Origin of the sequence: Rickettsia endosymbiont of Culicoides newsteadi (assembly GCF_002259525.1) — a bacterium.
Classification (GTDB): domain Bacteria; phylum Pseudomonadota; class Alphaproteobacteria; order Rickettsiales; family Rickettsiaceae; genus Tisiphia.
The window spans coordinates 1-17273 of sequence record NZ_MWZE01000018.1; the positions used below are offsets into that span (position 1 = coordinate 1).

The window sequence follows — 17273 nt, forward strand, 5'->3', positions numbered from 1 at the left end:
GACACAGATCCCCTATAAATGCTTTTGTTCATATACTTTCTACACTAGTTGCCTATTCTCTTAAGAAAAATAAACCTTCCATAAATTGCAATTTCGACTTTCCTCTAAATTATAACCTTATCCCGAATTGACGTAAAAAGAATTTTTCAAATTCACGGTGTAGATAAAAATGGTAAGACAATATTAAAGAAAAAATTAATGAGAGAGCAGGTTCTAACTTTTATGGCTAACGTACCAAAGTGTCTAGTAGGCATGGAAGCTTGCGGTGGAGCTAGCTATTGGGCAAGAGAATTAACAAAATTAGGTCATACTGTAAAACTAATAGCTCCACAATTAATTTATCTGATAATTTATCTGAACGAAATGGGCATAATAAAACAACTGTTGCAGTAGCTAACAAACTAGCAAGGGTGGTGTTTGCGGTACTCAGTTCAGGCAATGATTATACCGAGAGTAAAGTTTGTAGCTAAAGAATTGGTACAAACTAGTTGTTGACGAGATAATATTATAGGTAAATAGAAATTTAATAGATTCTAATCCGGAATATGCGAAAGAATGATAATATTGATGGTAAATAAGACGAACCTTAGCTTACGAGAAAACTGAAATAGTCAATGGCTCGTTAGAAGTCGATGAAATGATAAGTATAAGTTTGTAAGCCAGCGAATTCCATCAGGGCTATAGGGTAAATTTAAGGTAATTTATTAACTATAAGCCGGATACATGACTGCATTCGATTTTTTTGCTGTTATATATTATTTTTTTCTTGCATTATCGGGTAAGTCTATACATGACTATAACTTTAGCCTGCCTCCGGAATTATTTATAAAATAATGTTTGACATTGTTTTGAATAATCGGTATAAAACTTCACACAGGGTAAATAAATCCTGTAGCTGTTTGACAAGTTGATAAAGCTGAAAACTAAATACACACTGCGATTAATAAAAATTCTATGATCGCGAGTGGATACTGTAATGGTGCAGAATTAGTTCTGTACACATCGTACAATCTCAAGTTTGAAAAAATTAAAGTAAATAAAATAAGAGCATTTGGTGGATGCCTTGGCACTAGAAGGCGATGAAGGACGTAATACGCTGCGATAAGCTTCGGGGAGCTGCGAATAAGCTTTGATCCGAAGATTTCCGAATGGGGAAACCCGCCTGCTTAGCAGGTATCGTATAGTGAATACATAGCTATGCGAAGCAAACCCAGCGAATTGAAATATCTTAGTAGCTGGAGGAAAGGACATCAACCGAGACTCCGTTAGTAGTGACGAGCGAACGCGGACCAGGCCAGTGGCTTCAGAATAAAAACTAGAACAACATGGAAAGGTTGGCCATAGAGGGTGATAGCCCCTTATAGGTAAAAAGTTTTGGAGTCCTTGAGTAAGGCGGGACACGTGAAATCCTGTTTGAACATAGGGGGACCACCCTCTAAGCCTAAGTACTCTCTAGTGACCGATAGTGAACAAGTACCGTGAGGGAAAGGTGAAAAGAACCCCGACAAGGGGAGTGAAATAGACCTGAAACCGAATGCTTACAAGCAGTCGGAGCAGACATTTATGTTCTGTGACGGCGTACCTTTTGTATAATGGGTCAGCGACTTAGTTTATCTAGCAAGCTTAAGCCGTTAGGTGTAGGCGTAGCGAAAGCGAGTCTGAATAGGGCGATTTTAGTTAGATGAATTAGACCCGAAACCGAGTGATCTAGCCATGGCCAGGTTGAAGGTGGAGTAATATCCGCTGAAGGACCGAACCCACTACTGTTGAAAAAGTAGGGGATGAGCTGTGGCTAGGGGTGAAAGGCTAATCAAACTCGGATATAGCTGGTTCTCCGCGAAATCTATTTAGGTAGAGCGTTATAGCGATTACCGTCGAAGGTAGAGCACTGGATGAGCTAGGGGGTTCTACAGACTTACCAAACTCAACCAAACTCCGAATGTCGACGAGTACAGCATAGCAGACAGACTGTGGGTGCTAAGGTCCATAGTCGAGAGGGAAAAAGCCCAGACCGCCATCTAAGGTCCCTAAATCATGACTAAGTGTTAAAGGATGTGGGAAAACCAAAACAACTAGGATGTTGGCTTAGAAGCAGCCATCATTTAAAGAAAGCGTAATAGCTCACTAGTCTAAATAAGTTTTCCTGCGCCAACAATGTAACGGGGCTCAAGTCATGTACCGAAGATGCGGATTTGCACTTTAATAGTGCAGATGGTAGCGGAGCGTTCCGTAAGCCTGTGAAGGTGAACTGTGAAGTTTGCTGGAGGTATCGGAAGTGAGAATGCTGACATAAGTAGCGATAAAGAATGTGAGAAACATTCTCGCCGAAAGTCCAAGGGTTCCTGCGTAAAGTTAATCTGCGCAGGCTTAGTCGGCTCCTAAGGTGAGGCTGAAAGGCGTAATCGATGGGAATCAGGTTAATATTCCTGAACCTGAGGGATGTGACGGAGATAGTAAATTGTATACGCTTATTGGATTGCGTGTGCGGTGAATATCTTCCAGGAAATAACACCCTCGTTAAAGACCGTACCCCAAACCGACACAGGTGGACAGGTAGAGTATACCTAGGCGCTTGAGAGAACGATGCTGAAGGAACTAGGCAAATTGCATCTGTAACTTCGGGAGAAGGATGACCTGTGAATGGGCAACCATTTATAGGTGGCACAAACTAGGGGGTAGCGACTGTTTATTAAAAACACAGGGCTCTGCAAAGTCAATAGACGAAGTATAGGGTCTGACGCCTGCCCAGTGCTGGAAGATTAAGAGGAGGGGTGCAAGCTCTGAATTGAAGTCCCAGTGAACGGCGGCCGTAACTATGACGGTCCTAAGGTAGCGAAATTCCTTGTCGGGTAAGTTCCGACCCGCACGAATGGCGTAACGATTTCCCCGCTGTCTCCAGTATCGACTCAGCGAAATTGAATTCTCCGTGAAGATGCGGAGTTCCCGCGGTTAGACGGAAAGACCCCGTGAACCTTTACTATAGCTTTGCACTGGTATTAGGAATTAGATGTGCAGGATAGGTGGGAGACTATGAAGCGGTGGCGCAAGCCACTGTGGAGTCACCCTTGAGATACCACCCTTTTGATTCTTGATATCTAACCGCGATCCTTGAATCAGGATCCGAGACAATGCATGGTGGGTAGTTTGACTGGGGCGGTCGCCTCCCAAAGAGTAACGGAGGCGCGCGATGGTTAGCTCAGGTTGGTCGGAAATCAACTATTAGAGTGCAATGGCATAAGCTAGCCTGACTGCGAGTCTGACAAGACGAGCAGAGACGAAAGTCGGTCATAGTGATCCGGTGGTTCCGAGTGGAAGGGCCATCGCTCAACGAATAAAAGGTACTCCGGGGATAACAGGCTGATGATTTCCAAGCGTCCATAGCGACGAAATCGTTTGGCACCTCGATGTCGGCTCATCACATCCTGGGGCTGGAGAAGGTCCCAAGGGTTCGGCTGTTCGCCGATTAAAGTGGTACGTGAGCTGGGTTTAGAACGTCGTGAGACAGTTTGGTCCCTATCTGCCGTGGGTGTAGGAAGTTTGAGAGGATCTGCCTTTAGTACGAGAGGACCGAGGTGGACGTACCTCTGGTGGGCCAGTTGTCGCGCCAGCGGCATAGCTGGGTAGCTAAGTACGGAAAGGATAACCGCTGAATGCATCTAAGCAGGAAACCTACCTCAAAACTAGACTTCCCTATCAGAGCCGTGGAAGACCACCACGTTGATAGGCCAGGTGTGGAAGCACGGTAACGTGTGTAGCTAACTGGTACTAATAGCTCGATTGATTTACTTTGCTGAGGTTGTACTTTGTGTGCAGCATTAATTCTGTAAAAAACATACCAAGTTTTCAGTTTTATCAACATTAAATTTTTTTATTTGCCTTCTAGGAGGCTGTCAAAGATAGTTGATGAATTTTTAGGAGAAACGAAATCGAGCACCACAGCGTACATAGACGTATGTGAGGAGCGAAGGTGAGTTTTGACGCCAAAATTACCAACTATACCTCTTGAAAACTAGCTTATGTGCAAGGATTTGAAGGAGACGCGGACGCAGAATCGCAGCGTACTATAATGTATGTGAGGATTCAGGTACCGCATCATTGTCCAAATTACCAACAGAAGTAGAGTTATAAAAGATGTTTGTTGACTTATGATGTAAAAATTTGTATTGCTAGCTTGGTGGTTATAGCACAAGTGAAACACCCGATCCCATACCGAACTCGAACGTGAAACCTTGTAGCGCTGATGGTACTATGCCCTGAGGCATGGGAGAGTAAGTCACTGCCAAGCTTGCAATACAAATTTTTTTATGAAGGTTATCAATCCTGTTTTGTGTCATACCTGTTTTGGTGCATATCTTAGATTCCCACCGTTGCTAAAAATGACAATTTATAGTCAATTCAGGAGAATTTGGGGCTAGGAGCGACACCTACAAGTAATAGGCGAGCATTGAGCGAAGACGTCACCAACTTCTCATCAATGACTATATGGATTGCCACGTGCCATGACTATTGCGTGTGCTTGCTATTCATTAGACCTCTTGCATAACTTAATCTAATTGGTAATTTTGTTGTCAAAACTCGTCTCCGTTCCTCACGTACATCGCTGTGGTACTCGACTTCGTTTTTCCTAAAAATCCCTCAATTATCTTTAGGTTATGCAAGAGGTCTATTTTCAAATCTAATTCTCTAAATCATTTGAGTGTATTTAAAACTTCACGCTTGTCATTCAATTTCAATTCTTTAAATCATTCAACTATGTTATAATCTAAGATTATAAATCAAAAAACTAGACCAAAAAAGAGGAAAGGAATATGCACCATATTAATAATAAATTTTACATGCCATTAGTGACGTTACTTTGTATATTTACTTATTTATTAAATTTCTTTAATAAAATAGCTCAATGTTCTTTAGTATTTGTCTTTTTAACGTTAACTGTCAATATTATATCCGAGCTATATGGCAAGAAAAAAGCTATGATTGCTGTAGTGTTGAGTACGATAGTAAGCTTTGGTTTGTTATGGAATTTAGATTATTATATTAATGGTTATGCTATTAAGGGAGTTGTGTTTGCAGCTTTTGTCTCTGTATTGCTGTCAACATATTGTAGTACAAGTGTATTTTTACATCTCAAGTCAGCATCAGCATATTCTTTTAATACCAGGAATTTTATTAGTTTGATAGTGTGTGCCATTGTAGATGGTGTTGTGATGTTAGGATTTTTCATAAATATATTCTCTACAAGTAGAGTTTTGTCGATTTTTTATCAAGAAGTATTATTTAAATGTCTATATTCATTAGCAGCTTATATATGTATATTTGCCGGATTATATTTAGTTCACAAAGTGCATGATAATAAGATTAATGAGGGAGAAAATAATAAATAACGCTTGCTCAGAGCCATATTACTCGTCTATTTAGCTGATTAATAAATATTATCCTTGACTATCAAGACAAAAAGCTTTAGTATGTGGCTCTAACCAAGTAATAAGTAGGTTAGAGCCTTATATGACAGTAATTTCTAAAGTTTTTTCGTATCTCTCTATAACTCACAATACATCACCCACCTCAAAATTAACAAATAGATTGTCAGAATATATCTTTCCTATCAAAAGGCATGAATTATCTAAATTTCTATATGTAACATTATTGATGTTCTGTATTTTATTTATACAAAATATTATCAGAGCCTTAAAAGACAGTCTGATTAATACCATGATTGGTACCGAAACTGTATCATTTCTTAAATTTTGGGGGGTTTTACCTTCGGCATTTTTGATGTCGATAATCTATGTGAAATTAGTAAATAACATAAAAGGGGAGTATATATTCTACCTTATATTATCAATTTTTCTACTATTTTTTGCTTTATTTGCATTTTATATTTTTCCTAATCATTTGGCATTGCATTTGAGTAGTGAGCATGCTGGTATTTTAGTAAAGTCTTATCCCAATTTAAAATGGTTTATATTACTTTTATCTAATTGGAGTTTCTCTTTGTTCTATATTATAGCAGAGCTATGGCCAAGTGTGATATTTGCATTACTTTTTTGGCAGTTTGTTAATAATATAACCTCGGTGGAACAATCAAAAAGATTCTATCCTTTATTTGGACTTTTTGCTCAAACGGGGCTTTATATATCAGGTAAGTTTTTAGAAAATTTAGCTTATTTAAATCAATTTTTAATTAAAAAATTTGACTTACAACATACAGAGTCCGAACTTTCAGTACAAATCATATTAGGTTGCGTACTGGTACTTGGCTCAATAGCATTAGCAACTTTTTGGATACTGAATCATAAAATATTAGATAAAGCTCAAGTAGAAAAACTGCAATTTTCTGTCAAGAAACAATCGCTAACCCTTATAGAAAGTTTTAAAATGGTTATTGCTTCAAGATATATTAGGCTAATTGCTACACTGCTTGTCTGTTATGGTATAGCTATAAACTTAGTTGAAGGACCTTGGAAAGCATCAGCTTCAAAGATTTATAAAACACCGACGGAATTTGCTGCTTTTGTTGGCAATTATCTAAGTATTACTGGCATATTTACCATTTTGTTTGTTATTCTTGGCTCCAATATTGTCAGGAGGTTGGGCTGGTTTACCGCAGCAAGTATAACGCCAATAATGGTTTTTATAACTGGCATGCTATTTTTCTTAGTATCTAATTTTGATGGATTGTCTGCTATAATCGTGGTTAGCTTTATGCTCACTGATCCTTCTTCAATTGCTATTACAATGGGACTAATCAACAACGTGTTGAGTAAATCAAGTAAATATACTTTATTTGATTCTACTAAAGAAATGTCATATGTTCCTTTAGATACTGAGCTTAAGACAAAAGGTAAAGCAGCTGCTGACGTAATTGGTACTAAACTTGGAAAGTCAACGAGTGCTCTTCTCCAGTCTTTAATATTTATTATTTTACCTTGTGCAACTTATCAATCTATTTCTATATATTTAATGATAGTATTTGGTATAATTTGTATTATATGGATGTGGGTGATTAGAGAATTGAATAAAGAATACACTAATATAGCGTCCTAGACTGTTAAACTTTACTTAAGAGATGAGGTAATAATGAAAAAACCCAATACCCCGGAACAATTATCGCTTAAAAGTACCAAGGAGCAAATTTTATCAGCCTATAATGAGGTACTAGTGCAGTTAGCTGAAAAGCAAGTAACTAGTCCCCAAGAACAAAAGCAACGACAAGATGAGCAAGTTGTTATAACAAAAGCTGTTAGCAATTCATCAGATGCTATATTAACTGATCTTAGTGCCTTAAAATCCAAGATAATTAAACAAATCGATAATTTATCAGAGCAATTGCTTAAAGAATCAGAAAAATTGGTAAATTTACGGGAAGCAATTAATTTAGAGCAAAAACATTTACAAGAATTATATCAAATTAATGAAACAGCTAATACTTTATCTGCCTTATTACAAACCCAAATTGGGCAAAAAGAACAGTTTAAATTAGAAATGGAACAAACAAAACAAACTTTTACTCAAGAAATGACAGCCAAAAAATCTCAGTGGCAACAGCAAAGTGAGCAACTTGAGCGGGATTATAAAGAGCAAAAAGAAAAACTTGAAAAGACCAAGAAACGTGAGGAAGAAGAATATATTTATACATTAGAATTAAAACGTCGTAAGGAAATTGATGAATATAATAGTAAGAAAGCTATTATGGAGAAAGAATTATCGGATTTAAGAGATAATCTATTAAAACGAGAAGCTGATTTAGTAGAAAAAGAGGGTGATTATGAATCCTTAGAAATGCAAGTAGGGCAAATTCCAAATATAATAAAAGAGGCGGTAAATAATGCAGAAGAATCGCTTCGCGGTAAGTTGTCACAGCAATATGATTTTGACATGCAACTTAAACAGCAGGAATATGAAGGCAAGTTAAAATTGCAAGCACAATGTATTAGTTATCTTGAAGATAAAATTACCAAGCAGGAAATTTTAATGAAAGAACTAACTGCAAAAGCCGATATGGCAACGCAACAAATTCAATCAATTGCTTGCCGTGCTTTAGATACTTCAGCCCAACGTTTTGTGACGTTGAGTACTAGTAATGATAAAGAAAAAGCCTAGGTAGACTCCTAGGCTCTTATATCTTGAAAATGTGATATAAAAGCCTAGCACAATAGTTGACGTAAGAAAACTATTTTACTCTTGACTATTTGTTGTCTTAGTTTTATGATGACTGGCAATTTATAAAATAATACTAAAAGGTTTGATAGTTGTGGCTAAAAAAAATAAAAATGTTTTGGTAAGACTTGTTAGTACAGCTGGTACAGGGTATTTTTTGGTAAAGAAACGTAATCCTAAGACCCAAACTGAGAAATTAGCATTTAAGAAATATGATCCAGTAGTTAGGAAACACGTTCCTTTTAAAGAAGAAAAGATTAAGTAGTGAAATAGTAGGAATATATGGCAACAAAAATTCGTTTGGCAAGAGGTGGAACCAAGAAGCGTCCTCATTATAGAGTGGTTGTAGCAAATGAAACAGCTCCTAGAGATGGTGACTTTTTGGAGAAGGTAGGTACTTATAATCCTATGCTTGTCAAAGGTGATGCAAATCGTGTAATTCTAAAATCTGATCGTATAGAATATTGGTTAAGTACTGGTGCTCAACCTACAGATCGTGTTGCTAGGTTTATTGAAGAAGCAGGTATAGCACTCCCAGCCTCGATCAAAAAGAAAATGGAAATAAAAATTAAGAATCGTAAAATAAAGCCTCCTAAGAAAGAGTCCAAAAAAGCTTAAATAACATGGCGTAAGCTGAAAAAGTAATTATAAGTCTAAAAAACGTCATTGCGAGAAGCCGCAAAGCGGCGACGTGGCGATCTATAAAAGTGATTAGAAATGGATTGAGGTTTACACCTCCTCGCAATGACGATGTGTTGCAAAATATCTCCTTGCAATGACATTAAAGGTCACACGAGCTTTTTCTTATTTGCCGGATTAGCTCAGTGGTAGAGCAACCGCCTTGTAAGCGGTAGGTCGTCAGTTCAAATCCGACATCCGGCACCACAGCAAGTAACAAAATTATTTTTGTAATGCATAAGACAATTCCTTGTAGATTTATCAACTATTTAAAGTTCTATAAATTAGATCTTGCAATTGTCATGTTGGCATTATTATGTGTGTCAATTTCTTTGCTAGCAATAGGTGGAGCTTTTAGGCAGTTAATCGATAGCGGTTTGAAAGGAAATTATCTACAATCAATCAACCAATCAATATTATATATTAGTATTTTAATATTAATTTTTAGTACGGGTAGTTTTTTCCGTTCTTATTTCATTAATAATATTGCTGAAAAAATCGTTAGTCAAATTAGGCAAGAGGCTTACAGTAACATAATTAATTTCGATATTGTTTGTTTTGAGGATCTCAAAATTGGTGATATCATCTCCCGCCTGAGTGTTGATATAGAACTTATTTATAAGTTGATTGTCAATTTTCTCTCTTTTTTTGTTCGTAACTCAATAATGCTAATTGGTGGAATTATCTTAATGTTCTGCCAGAGTCCTAAACTCGCTGCGATTGTCATTATTATTATACCATTATTATTGCTACCACTAATAAAATTTGGCAAATATGTACGAAATTTATCAAAAAATGTTCTCCAATCACAAGCCAATATTACCGCTAATTTAGAAGAGAGCGTATCAAATATTTGTGCAATACAAGCCTTTAATCAGCAGGAAAATAAAGTAGTGGCTTTCAATAAGCAAATTTCTGATTATTTACAACATGCGGCAAGTCGTTTAAAAGTCCGTTCAGTATTTTTTGCTTTGGCTATTTCAGTTATACTATTCTCCATCACTATAGTTATATGGGTAGGTAGCAGAGATATAGTACAGGGTCATTTATCATCAGGTCAGATGATATCATTTATTTATTACGCTATCATCGCTGGTGTAAGTAGTGGGGGTATTTTTGAGCTTTTAACTGAAGTCCACTCATCTCTTGTAGCCTCGGAAAGAGTTTTTGTTCTTATAGATTATACTTGCAAAAATCAACTAACTAATGTTCCAATGGGTGATTATCAAGATAATAAATCTTCTTTGAGTATAGAGTTTGACAATGTAAGTTTTGTCTATCCATCAAGATTAGACAATTTAGTTATAGATGATCTGTCATTTAAGATAGATAAAGGTAAGTTTATTGGTATGGTTGGCAGATCGGGTGCTGGTAAAAGTACTATTATGCAATTAATGTTAAAATTTTATTTTCCTGAGAAAGGAACAATTAGAATTGCTGGTCAAGATATATCCAAAACTCAAGATCATCAGATAAGACGCAAGATTGCCTATGTTCCACAAGATTCAAGTATTTTTTCTGGTACAATTAGGTCAAATATTGCTTTTGCTAAACCTGATGCAAGTATGGAAGAAATAATAGAAGCAGCTAATAACACCGGTATAATGGATTTTGTCCAGAATCTTAAAGAAGGATTAGATACTGAAATTGGTGAGAAGGGTATTAGATTATCTGGAGGACAAAAACAACGAATAGCTATCAGTAGGGCAATTCTATATAACCCAGAAATTTTACTTTTAGATGAAGCAATGAGTGCCTTAGATAGCGAAAATGAGCAAAAATTATTGAGTAAATTGCAACAAATAATGAAAGGCAAAACTATATTATCGATTGCTCATCGTATTTCAAGTATAGAACAGGCTGATGAAATTTTGCTAATTGATCATGGAACGTTAATTGCTCGGGATACTCATGTTAAATTGTTAGAAAAAAGTGAAATCTATAAAATAATCTGCCAAGAACAATCAATAAATTTGTAAAAAGTATAGTCAATTGACTATAATTAAAAAACTAGAAGAAGAGAGGTTGATATGACAAAAATTGATTTGATTTGTTACAAAAATTATTATGGATCAGTTCATTTTGATTCACAAGAAGAGCTTTTTTTTGGGAAAATAGAATTTATAAGAGATTTAGTAAATTATGAGGCTTTCGAAGCCAAATCTCTGGTAAAAGCTTTTCATGAAGCCGTAGATAGTTATTTAGAAGATTGCAATAATAAGTAATTCTATATTTGGTAATTTCAAATATTACTGGCAGCAAATTGCCAATTAATCATATGCTCTATATAAACTGAAACATAGTCCGGACGCTTATTGCGATAATCTATATAGTAGGCATGTTCCCAAACATCACAGTTAAGCAACGGTTTCATAGACTTAGTAATAGGCGTTTCAGCATTACTAGTCTTTACTATCTGTAATTTACCATTATTAGAGACTAACCATGCCCAACCACTAGCAAATTGACTTATTGCCGCTTGTTTAAATTCAGTAGCAAAATTCTCATAACTACCAAAATCTTTATTTATCTGCTCCAACATCATGCCAGTAGGTTTTCCACCACCTGAAGGCTTAATGGAATGCCAAAAGAAACTATGGTTCCATATTTGTGCAGCATTATTAAATATGGCGGCTTCATCTGGTTTGGTACTTGCGTAAATTATTAACTCCTCCAAACTCTTCTTTTGTAATTCCTGATTATTTTGCAACAAATTATTCAAGTTAGTTACATATGCTTGGTGGTGTTTCCCATGATGGTAATCAAACGTTTCAGGGGAAGAATGTGGCACGAAGTCCCCTTTACCATAAGGCAATTCCGGCAAAACAAAAGGATAAGATTTTTGGTTAGATTGGTTGCAATATATCATAATTTCCTCATATTTAGCATAAAAAGCTTATATTTTCAATATAGCCTGTTTTAAAATTAATGTTCTTTATAATTTTTAGTATAGCACAAAATTTTCCAGCACTAAGAGATAGATTTAAAAAAATTAAAATTTTTTTTCAAATCAATAGATTTAGGTAAGTCTATTAATAACTCTTCAAATTGTTGATTATTGGAATATTCTAGAGTAATCTTGTCTTTTATTTGGTTTTTAAACCAGGTAATTTGTCTTTTTGCATATTGCCTGGTTTTAATTTGTGCTAGATTTAAGGCAGTTTGTAAAGTAATTTCATTATTTAGATAAGATAATATTTCTCGCAGACCAATGGTTTTTATTGCAGAAGATATTATATCGGGAAAGTTTTCTTTAATTAGAGCTATTTCTTCAATTGCTCCTTCATTAAATATTTTTTCTAACCTAGTATTACATGTTTGATAAAGAAATTCCCGCTCCGGATGTAGAAAAATTACTTTAAAGTCAAATTCTGGAAGAATGGGTATATTCTGTGTAGCTTGGAAAGTAAATATAGATTGCTTGGTTTGCATAAATACTTCATAGGCTCTTATAACCCTCTGACTATCATGCTTATTTAATTTCTGGCTAGCCAATACATCAAGCTCTTTTAGTTGATTAAAGAATTGACATGAGCCAATCTTCGAGTGCAACTCTCTAACATATTGCCTAATCTCTGGAGATATTGTCGGTATTTCATTATAACCAAAAAGCAGTGAATTAATATATAACCCCGTACCACCAACAATTATTGGTAGCTTACCTCTATTACGGATGTCTGTAATTTTCTCAAGAGCATGATTTACATATTGTATTACTGAAAATTCTTGATCTACGGATAAAAAGTTATAAAGATGATATGGTATCTCGTTTCGGTATATTGGTGATGGTGAAGCAGTAATAATAGGGATATGCCTATATATCTGCATAGAGTCGCTGTTAACTATCTCGCCATCATATATTTTGGCTAAATAATGTGCCAAATAAGACTTACCACTAGCGGTAGGTCCGCATATAACTAACATTTTCTTTTTTTGCATTAAATGTATATACTCAACAATAAAAAATCAACAATGCACAAATAAGATAAAAAAATTATACCATGAAAAAAATAATAGGTCTAGATGTATGACAAGACCGGCGTTCCTAATTGCTTTTTTTACAACAACTGTTCGTTATTATGACTATGCTCTTTTTGGACTATCAGCAACTATTTTATCCAAAAACTTTTTACCATTAGGATCAAATGATCAACAAATATTATTATTTTTTGCTATATTTAGTATAGCTGTAATAGCTCGTCCCATTGGTTCTATCATTTTTGGTTTTATTAGTGATAAATATGGTAGAGTTGTCTCAGTGAGAATTTCGGTATTTTTAGCCACTATCTCGACAATTCTTATAGGGTTAACTCCTAATTTTGATAAAATTGGTATAGTAGCGACAATAATTTTAATATTTTGTCGTATGACATTTTTAATGAGTTTAGCAGGAGAAAGTGATGCAATAAAAATTTATGTTGTAGAAAAAGTGGGTAAGGCAAGTAAAAATTGTGCTAGTGGTATTGTGTCATTTTGTAGTCAGGTTGGAGCATTGCTTGCGGCAACAATTTACCATTTTTCTACAGAGTTTGAGTCAATTGCTTATTTATGGCGAGCGAATTTTATTATTGGTGGAATTTTTGGCTTAATTATTATATTTTTGAGGCACTGTTTTCATGAAAGCGAAGAATTTTTAAAATCTAGAAAAGATCATAAATCTACTGATTATAACTTTTTTTATTTGGCAAAGATTATCAAAAATTTGCCTAGCAAATTTATTTTAGCAATATTAATCAGTGGTTGTATAGGGGGAATTTACCATTTTCTCATTTATTTTTGGGGAGTCTTTGCCGTAAAAAGTGTATTGGTGATGAGTAGCAGTCAATCTCAAATTATCAATATAGTTTTAATAAGCATTTATGCCATTATGTCAGTATTGTCTGGTTTTTTAGCCGATAGGTTTTATCCCAAAAAACAAATTATTATCTCACTATCATTAAGTTTGTTAGTGATAATTATTGTACAATTGCTATTATATATAAAAATCTCGATAATTTACTTTCCGGTAATACTTATCGGACTTGCTCCATTTTACGTAGTGCCATTACAAATTATTGTCCAATCTATGTTTGTAACTAATATTAGGGCTAGAATGTGTAGCCTATCTCATTCACTTGGTGGAATGATACTTTCATCGACAACGCCATTTTTTTGTATGTTATTATGGCAATATTTTAATTCAATATACTTAGTGCTAGGATTTTTTATGTTATTATTACTAATATTGTTCAGTACAGTAATTTATCTGTATAGTGCAAGAGTTATAACTAACTAGTACTACAGTTGTAGATTGAATGTGAGTGTTCACGGAAAAAAGGTTAAAGTATAAGATGTCATTGCGAGGAGGTTGCCAGACCACAACTGTTGAAAGTTAGAAGGTAAAGCGGGTTTTAGATAGGTTTTCTGTCATTGCGAGACCACGTAGTGGTCGTGGCAATCCATCTTTGGTTACTTTTATGGATTGCTTCGTCGGTCTGGCAACCTCCTCGCAATAACGGATTTGTATGGTAATTACCCTTAGTTGTAATTTAGCTCTCTTTTTAACTCCAGCAGTTATGGAGGCTCCACCGAAACGGGGAGTAACAATAGAACCATTAAAATAAAAAGTATAATTTTTACTATTTAATACTATTTTTGTATTAGTGTGAGTATATATTTAAGGTATTATACTATCGGAAATAAATATAAGAAAAAGTTTTTTATGACCAATGATGCTAAAATAGAACATATAGATTTTGGTAATGCATTATCAGAGCGTTATCTCTCTTATGCTCTATCAACAATTATGTCAAGATCCTTGCCTGACGTTCGTGATGGGTTAAAACCAGTCCATCGTAGATTATTATATGCTATGCTGCAATTAAGGTTAGAACCAGCCTCAGGCTATAAGAAATGTGCAAGAGTTGTCGGTGATGTAATCGGTAAATATCATCCACATGGTGATGGTGCAGTCTATGATACATTGGTACGTCTTGCCCAAAGTTTTTCTCTCAGATATCCATTAATTGATGGGCAGGGAAATTTTGGTTCTATTGATGGCGATAATGCAGCAGCTATGCGTTATACGGAATCAAGAATGACAGAAATCTGTACTTTATTAATGTCAGATATAGATCAAGATACTGTTGATTTTCGTGCTACCTATGATGATTCAGATACTGAACCAGTGATTATGCCTGCTATGTTTCCTAATTTATTGGCTAATGGCTCAGAAGGTATAGCAGTTGGCATGGCAACCAGTATCCCCCCACATAATTTACATGAATTATGTGATGCGCTAATATATTTAATTGACCATCCTGAATCAAAGGTCAACGATATTTTGCAATTTGTCAAAGGTCCTGACTTTCCAACAGGTGGCATAATTGTGGATAGAATTGATTCAATCCATCAAGCCTATAGTATAGGACGTGGTAGTTTTAGAGTAAGGGCAAGATGGGTCAAAGAGGATTTAAGTTATGGTTTATATCAGATAGTAATTACTGAAATACCTTATCAAGTACAAAAATCTAAACTTATCGAACAAGTAGCTGGCTTGTTAAAAGATAAAAAAATTCCTTTGATCGGTAATATCAGGGACGAATCGACAGAAGATATAAGGTTAATTATTGAACCTAGAGATCGTAATTGTGACCCTAATGTAATTATGGAGTCATTATTTAAATTAACTGTTCTAGAAAATAGAATCCAGCTTAATATGAATGTTATAGGTTCAAATAATATTCCTAAAGTAGCTAATATACTGGAAATATTGCAGGAATTTTTATTACACCGACAAAATATTATTACTCGTAGATCCAAATTTCTTATTAGCAAAATTGAACATAGATTGGAAATTCTTAAAGGTTTAAGAATAGCTTACCTAAATTTGGATGAAATAATCAAAATTATTCGTGAAGAAGATGAGCCTAAACAAATAATGATCGCTAAATTTAGTTTAACTGATCTGCAAGTTGAAGCAATTCTCAATACAAGGTTGAGGTCTTTAAGAAAACTGGAAGAACAAGAAATTATTAACGAACATACTTCGCTAGAAAAAGAACATGCAAATCTGCAGAAAATTTTACAGGATCCGAATGAGTTAAAGAAAATAGTTAAGAAAGAAGTAAAAATGGTGCAAACAAAGTTTGGTTTTACTACTAAATTAGGCATGCGTCGAACTAGTTTTGAAGAGGCTAATATTGTCGCTCAGATTGTTGATATTTCAGCTTTCATAACCAAAGAACCTATCACCATAATATGTTCCAAAATGGGGTGGATTCGTTCTTTGAAAGGTCATAATAATGATTTATCAACTGTAAAATACAAAGAAGGCGATGCAGAAAATTTTATTCTTGAGGCTTATACTACTGACAAAATCCTTATATTTAGTGCATCAGGGCGTTTTTTCACTATTCTAGGTGATAATATATTTAGAGGGAAAGGCAATGGAGAATCGATAAAGCTGATTATAGATATTGGTAATGAAGAAATAGTGAGTATGTTTGTTTATCAACCCGCTCAAAAACTTTTACTAGCCAGTAGTATTGGTAAAGGATTTATTATTGATTCAGATGAAGTAGTAGCACAAACTAAACTAGGCAAACAAATTATGCAAGTTCCTGAAAATCATTATTGTATTACTTGCTTACCAGTAGATGGCGATTGTCTTGCTTGTATAGGTGAAAACCGGAAATTATTAGTATTTAATCTCAATGAAGTACCAATAATGAAACGAGGACAAGGCGTAACTCTGCAAAAATTTAAAGATGCCAAACTGATGGATGTTAAGATATTTGATAGTAGTTTAGGATTAAGCTGGAAAATAGGAGAAAAGACTAGGGTAGAGAAAGATATTTTACCATTTCGTGGACGACGAGGCTCTGTTGGCAAAATCCCTCCTAGTGGATTCCCTAAAAACAATAAATTTTCTTAGGAGTATTATAGTCAATTAAGGAGAATTGGGTAGCAGGAGCGATGGAGTACATAAACGTCAGTTTAAGAAAACAATAATTGAGAAACCGTCATTGCGAGGAAACCGTAAGGTCAACGAAGCAATCGGGAGTGTTCGTCAAACTGTGTCAAGTTGAAAAAATAATCTTTTAAATGTATAAAATAAAGATTATTGATGTTGTAAATAGCGAAGAATGTGGATAAGTTACTATCAACTTATCCACATGTTCTTCGCATAAAATAATAGGAAATTTGACATGAGCAAACCAATGAAACCAATTCAACTAGACCAAGTATCGCAAATACTTAATCAAGATAAATGTATAGAAATCATTCAAGGACTATACCAAGGTAAACCGCTACTTGGTGCAGGTGGACTGCTAACATCATTAGTTAAAGATTTTACACAACTTGCCCTAGAAAGTGAAATGGATTGTCACTTACTGGAAAATAGTTTAGAACAAGGGAATAACCGGAGAAATGGTCTTACTACTAAAACTATG

At 35.0% G+C, this 17273-nt stretch carries 15 protein-coding genes, 1 tRNA gene, 2 rRNA genes and 1 pseudogene; 17 read left to right on the forward strand and 2 right to left on the reverse strand.

The features are described from left to right. The 13 genes and pseudogenes from RiCNE_RS08555 to RiCNE_RS02435 form a co-directional block, all read left to right on the forward strand. A pseudogene (locus RiCNE_RS08555) lies at positions 1–131 on the forward strand (IS982 family transposase); the annotation flags it as partial. 67 nt (positions 132–198) lie between these two features. Further along, a complete protein-coding gene (locus RiCNE_RS08475) occupies positions 199–393 on the forward strand; it encodes a transposase (protein ID WP_192866918.1) in 195 nt (64 codons plus the stop codon). Positions 394–1030: 637 nt separating this feature from the next. Next, positions 1031–3790, forward strand: a 23S ribosomal RNA gene (locus tag RiCNE_RS02390). Between the two features lie 380 nt (positions 3791–4170). Beyond that, positions 4171–4285, forward strand: a 5S ribosomal RNA gene (rrf, locus tag RiCNE_RS02395). A gap of 120 nt (positions 4286–4405) precedes the next feature. Then, complete coding sequence (locus RiCNE_RS07425) at positions 4406–4543, forward strand: hypothetical protein (protein WP_157905650.1); 138 nt, start codon at positions 4406–4408, stop codon at positions 4541–4543. A gap of 265 nt (positions 4544–4808) precedes the next feature. Then, complete coding sequence (locus tag RiCNE_RS02400) at positions 4809–5384, forward strand: hypothetical protein (RefSeq protein ID WP_094649030.1); 576 nt, start codon at positions 4809–4811, stop codon at positions 5382–5384. A 157-nt stretch (positions 5385–5541) separates the two neighbouring features. Continuing rightward, positions 5542–7047 (forward strand): Npt1/Npt2 family nucleotide transporter, encoded by a 1506-nt coding sequence (locus RiCNE_RS02405; RefSeq protein ID WP_192866919.1) that lies wholly within the window; start codon positions 5542–5544, stop codon positions 7045–7047. A 33-nt stretch (positions 7048–7080) separates the two neighbouring features. Continuing rightward, positions 7081–8103 (forward strand): hypothetical protein, encoded by a 1023-nt coding sequence (locus RiCNE_RS02410; RefSeq protein ID WP_094649032.1) that lies wholly within the window; start codon positions 7081–7083, stop codon positions 8101–8103. A 151-nt stretch (positions 8104–8254) separates the two neighbouring features. After that, the gene (gene rpmG / locus RiCNE_RS02415) at positions 8255–8425 is read left to right on the forward strand and encodes a 50S ribosomal protein L33 (protein WP_094649033.1); all 171 of its coding nucleotides are present in this window, start codon (positions 8255–8257) and stop codon (positions 8423–8425) included. A 17-nt stretch (positions 8426–8442) separates the two neighbouring features. After that, positions 8443–8778, forward strand: a complete 336-nt coding sequence (rpsP, locus tag RiCNE_RS02420; RefSeq protein WP_094649034.1) for a 30S ribosomal protein S16 — start codon at positions 8443–8445, stop codon at positions 8776–8778. Positions 8779–8970: 192 nt separating this feature from the next. Then, positions 8971–9045: transfer RNA gene (locus tag RiCNE_RS02425), tRNA-Thr, on the forward strand. Positions 9046–9071: 26 nt separating this feature from the next. Next, complete coding sequence (locus RiCNE_RS02430; protein ID WP_239832602.1) at positions 9072–10817, forward strand: ABC transporter ATP-binding protein; 1746 nt, start codon at positions 9072–9074, stop codon at positions 10815–10817. 51 nt (positions 10818–10868) lie between these two features. Further along, positions 10869–11063 (forward strand): hypothetical protein, encoded by a 195-nt coding sequence (locus RiCNE_RS02435; protein WP_239832603.1) that lies wholly within the window; start codon positions 10869–10871, stop codon positions 11061–11063. Between the two features lie 17 nt (positions 11064–11080). On the opposite strand, the gene RiCNE_RS02440 is transcribed toward RiCNE_RS02435, so the two are convergent. Both RiCNE_RS02440 and miaA read right to left on the reverse strand, forming a co-directional pair. Next, a complete protein-coding gene (locus RiCNE_RS02440) occupies positions 11081–11707 on the reverse strand; it encodes a superoxide dismutase (RefSeq protein ID WP_094649036.1) in 627 nt (208 codons plus the stop codon). 101 nt (positions 11708–11808) lie between these two features. Then, positions 11809–12777: a tRNA (adenosine(37)-N6)-dimethylallyltransferase MiaA gene (miaA, locus tag RiCNE_RS02445; protein ID WP_094649037.1), complete on the reverse strand. Its 969-nt coding sequence runs from the start codon at positions 12775–12777 to the stop codon at positions 11809–11811. A gap of 88 nt (positions 12778–12865) precedes the next feature. On the opposite strand from miaA, the gene RiCNE_RS02450 reads away from it, so the two are divergent. The 4 genes from RiCNE_RS02450 to RiCNE_RS02460 form a co-directional block, all read left to right on the forward strand. After that, the gene (locus tag RiCNE_RS02450) at positions 12866–14113 is read left to right on the forward strand and encodes an MFS transporter (protein WP_094649038.1); all 1248 of its coding nucleotides are present in this window, start codon (positions 12866–12868) and stop codon (positions 14111–14113) included. A 426-nt stretch (positions 14114–14539) separates the two neighbouring features. Further along, entirely contained in the window at positions 14540–16753 is a 2214-nt protein-coding gene (parC, locus tag RiCNE_RS02455; protein ID WP_094649039.1) for a DNA topoisomerase IV subunit A, read from the forward strand. 25 nt (positions 16754–16778) lie between these two features. Continuing rightward, positions 16779–16907 carry a hypothetical protein gene (locus tag RiCNE_RS08260; RefSeq protein ID WP_275656725.1) on the forward strand — a complete coding sequence of 43 codons (129 nt, stop codon included), beginning with the start codon at positions 16779–16781 and terminating at the stop codon, positions 16905–16907. Between the two features lie 120 nt (positions 16908–17027). Then, the coding region (locus tag RiCNE_RS02460; RefSeq protein WP_410525741.1) for a hypothetical protein at positions 17028–17273 on the forward strand (246 nt) is incomplete at its 3' end.

Bases quoted from the DNA above. Each gene is read 5' to 3' on its own strand.
- miaA (WP_094649037.1), bottom strand. From the start codon at position 12,777: ATGCAAAAAAAGAAAATGTTAGTTATATGCGGACCTACCGCTAGTGGT.
- RiCNE_RS08475 (WP_192866918.1), top strand. From the start codon at position 199: ATGAGAGAGCAGGTTCTAACTTTTATGGCTAACGTACCAAAGTGTCTA.
- RiCNE_RS02450 (WP_094649038.1), top strand. From the start codon at position 12,866: ATGACAAGACCGGCGTTCCTAATTGCTTTTTTTACAACAACTGTTCGT.
- RiCNE_RS02430 (WP_239832602.1), top strand. From the start codon at position 9,072: ATGCATAAGACAATTCCTTGTAGATTTATCAACTATTTAAAGTTCTAT.
- RiCNE_RS02435 (WP_239832603.1), top strand. From the start codon at position 10,869: ATGACAAAAATTGATTTGATTTGTTACAAAAATTATTATGGATCAGTT.
- rpsP (WP_094649034.1), top strand. From the start codon at position 8,443: ATGGCAACAAAAATTCGTTTGGCAAGAGGTGGAACCAAGAAGCGTCCT.
- RiCNE_RS02440 (WP_094649036.1), bottom strand. From the start codon at position 11,707: ATGATATATTGCAACCAATCTAACCAAAAATCTTATCCTTTTGTTTTG.
- RiCNE_RS02400 (WP_094649030.1), top strand. From the start codon at position 4,809: ATGCACCATATTAATAATAAATTTTACATGCCATTAGTGACGTTACTT.
- parC (WP_094649039.1), top strand. From the start codon at position 14,540: ATGACCAATGATGCTAAAATAGAACATATAGATTTTGGTAATGCATTA.
- RiCNE_RS02410 (WP_094649032.1), top strand. From the start codon at position 7,081: ATGAAAAAACCCAATACCCCGGAACAATTATCGCTTAAAAGTACCAAG.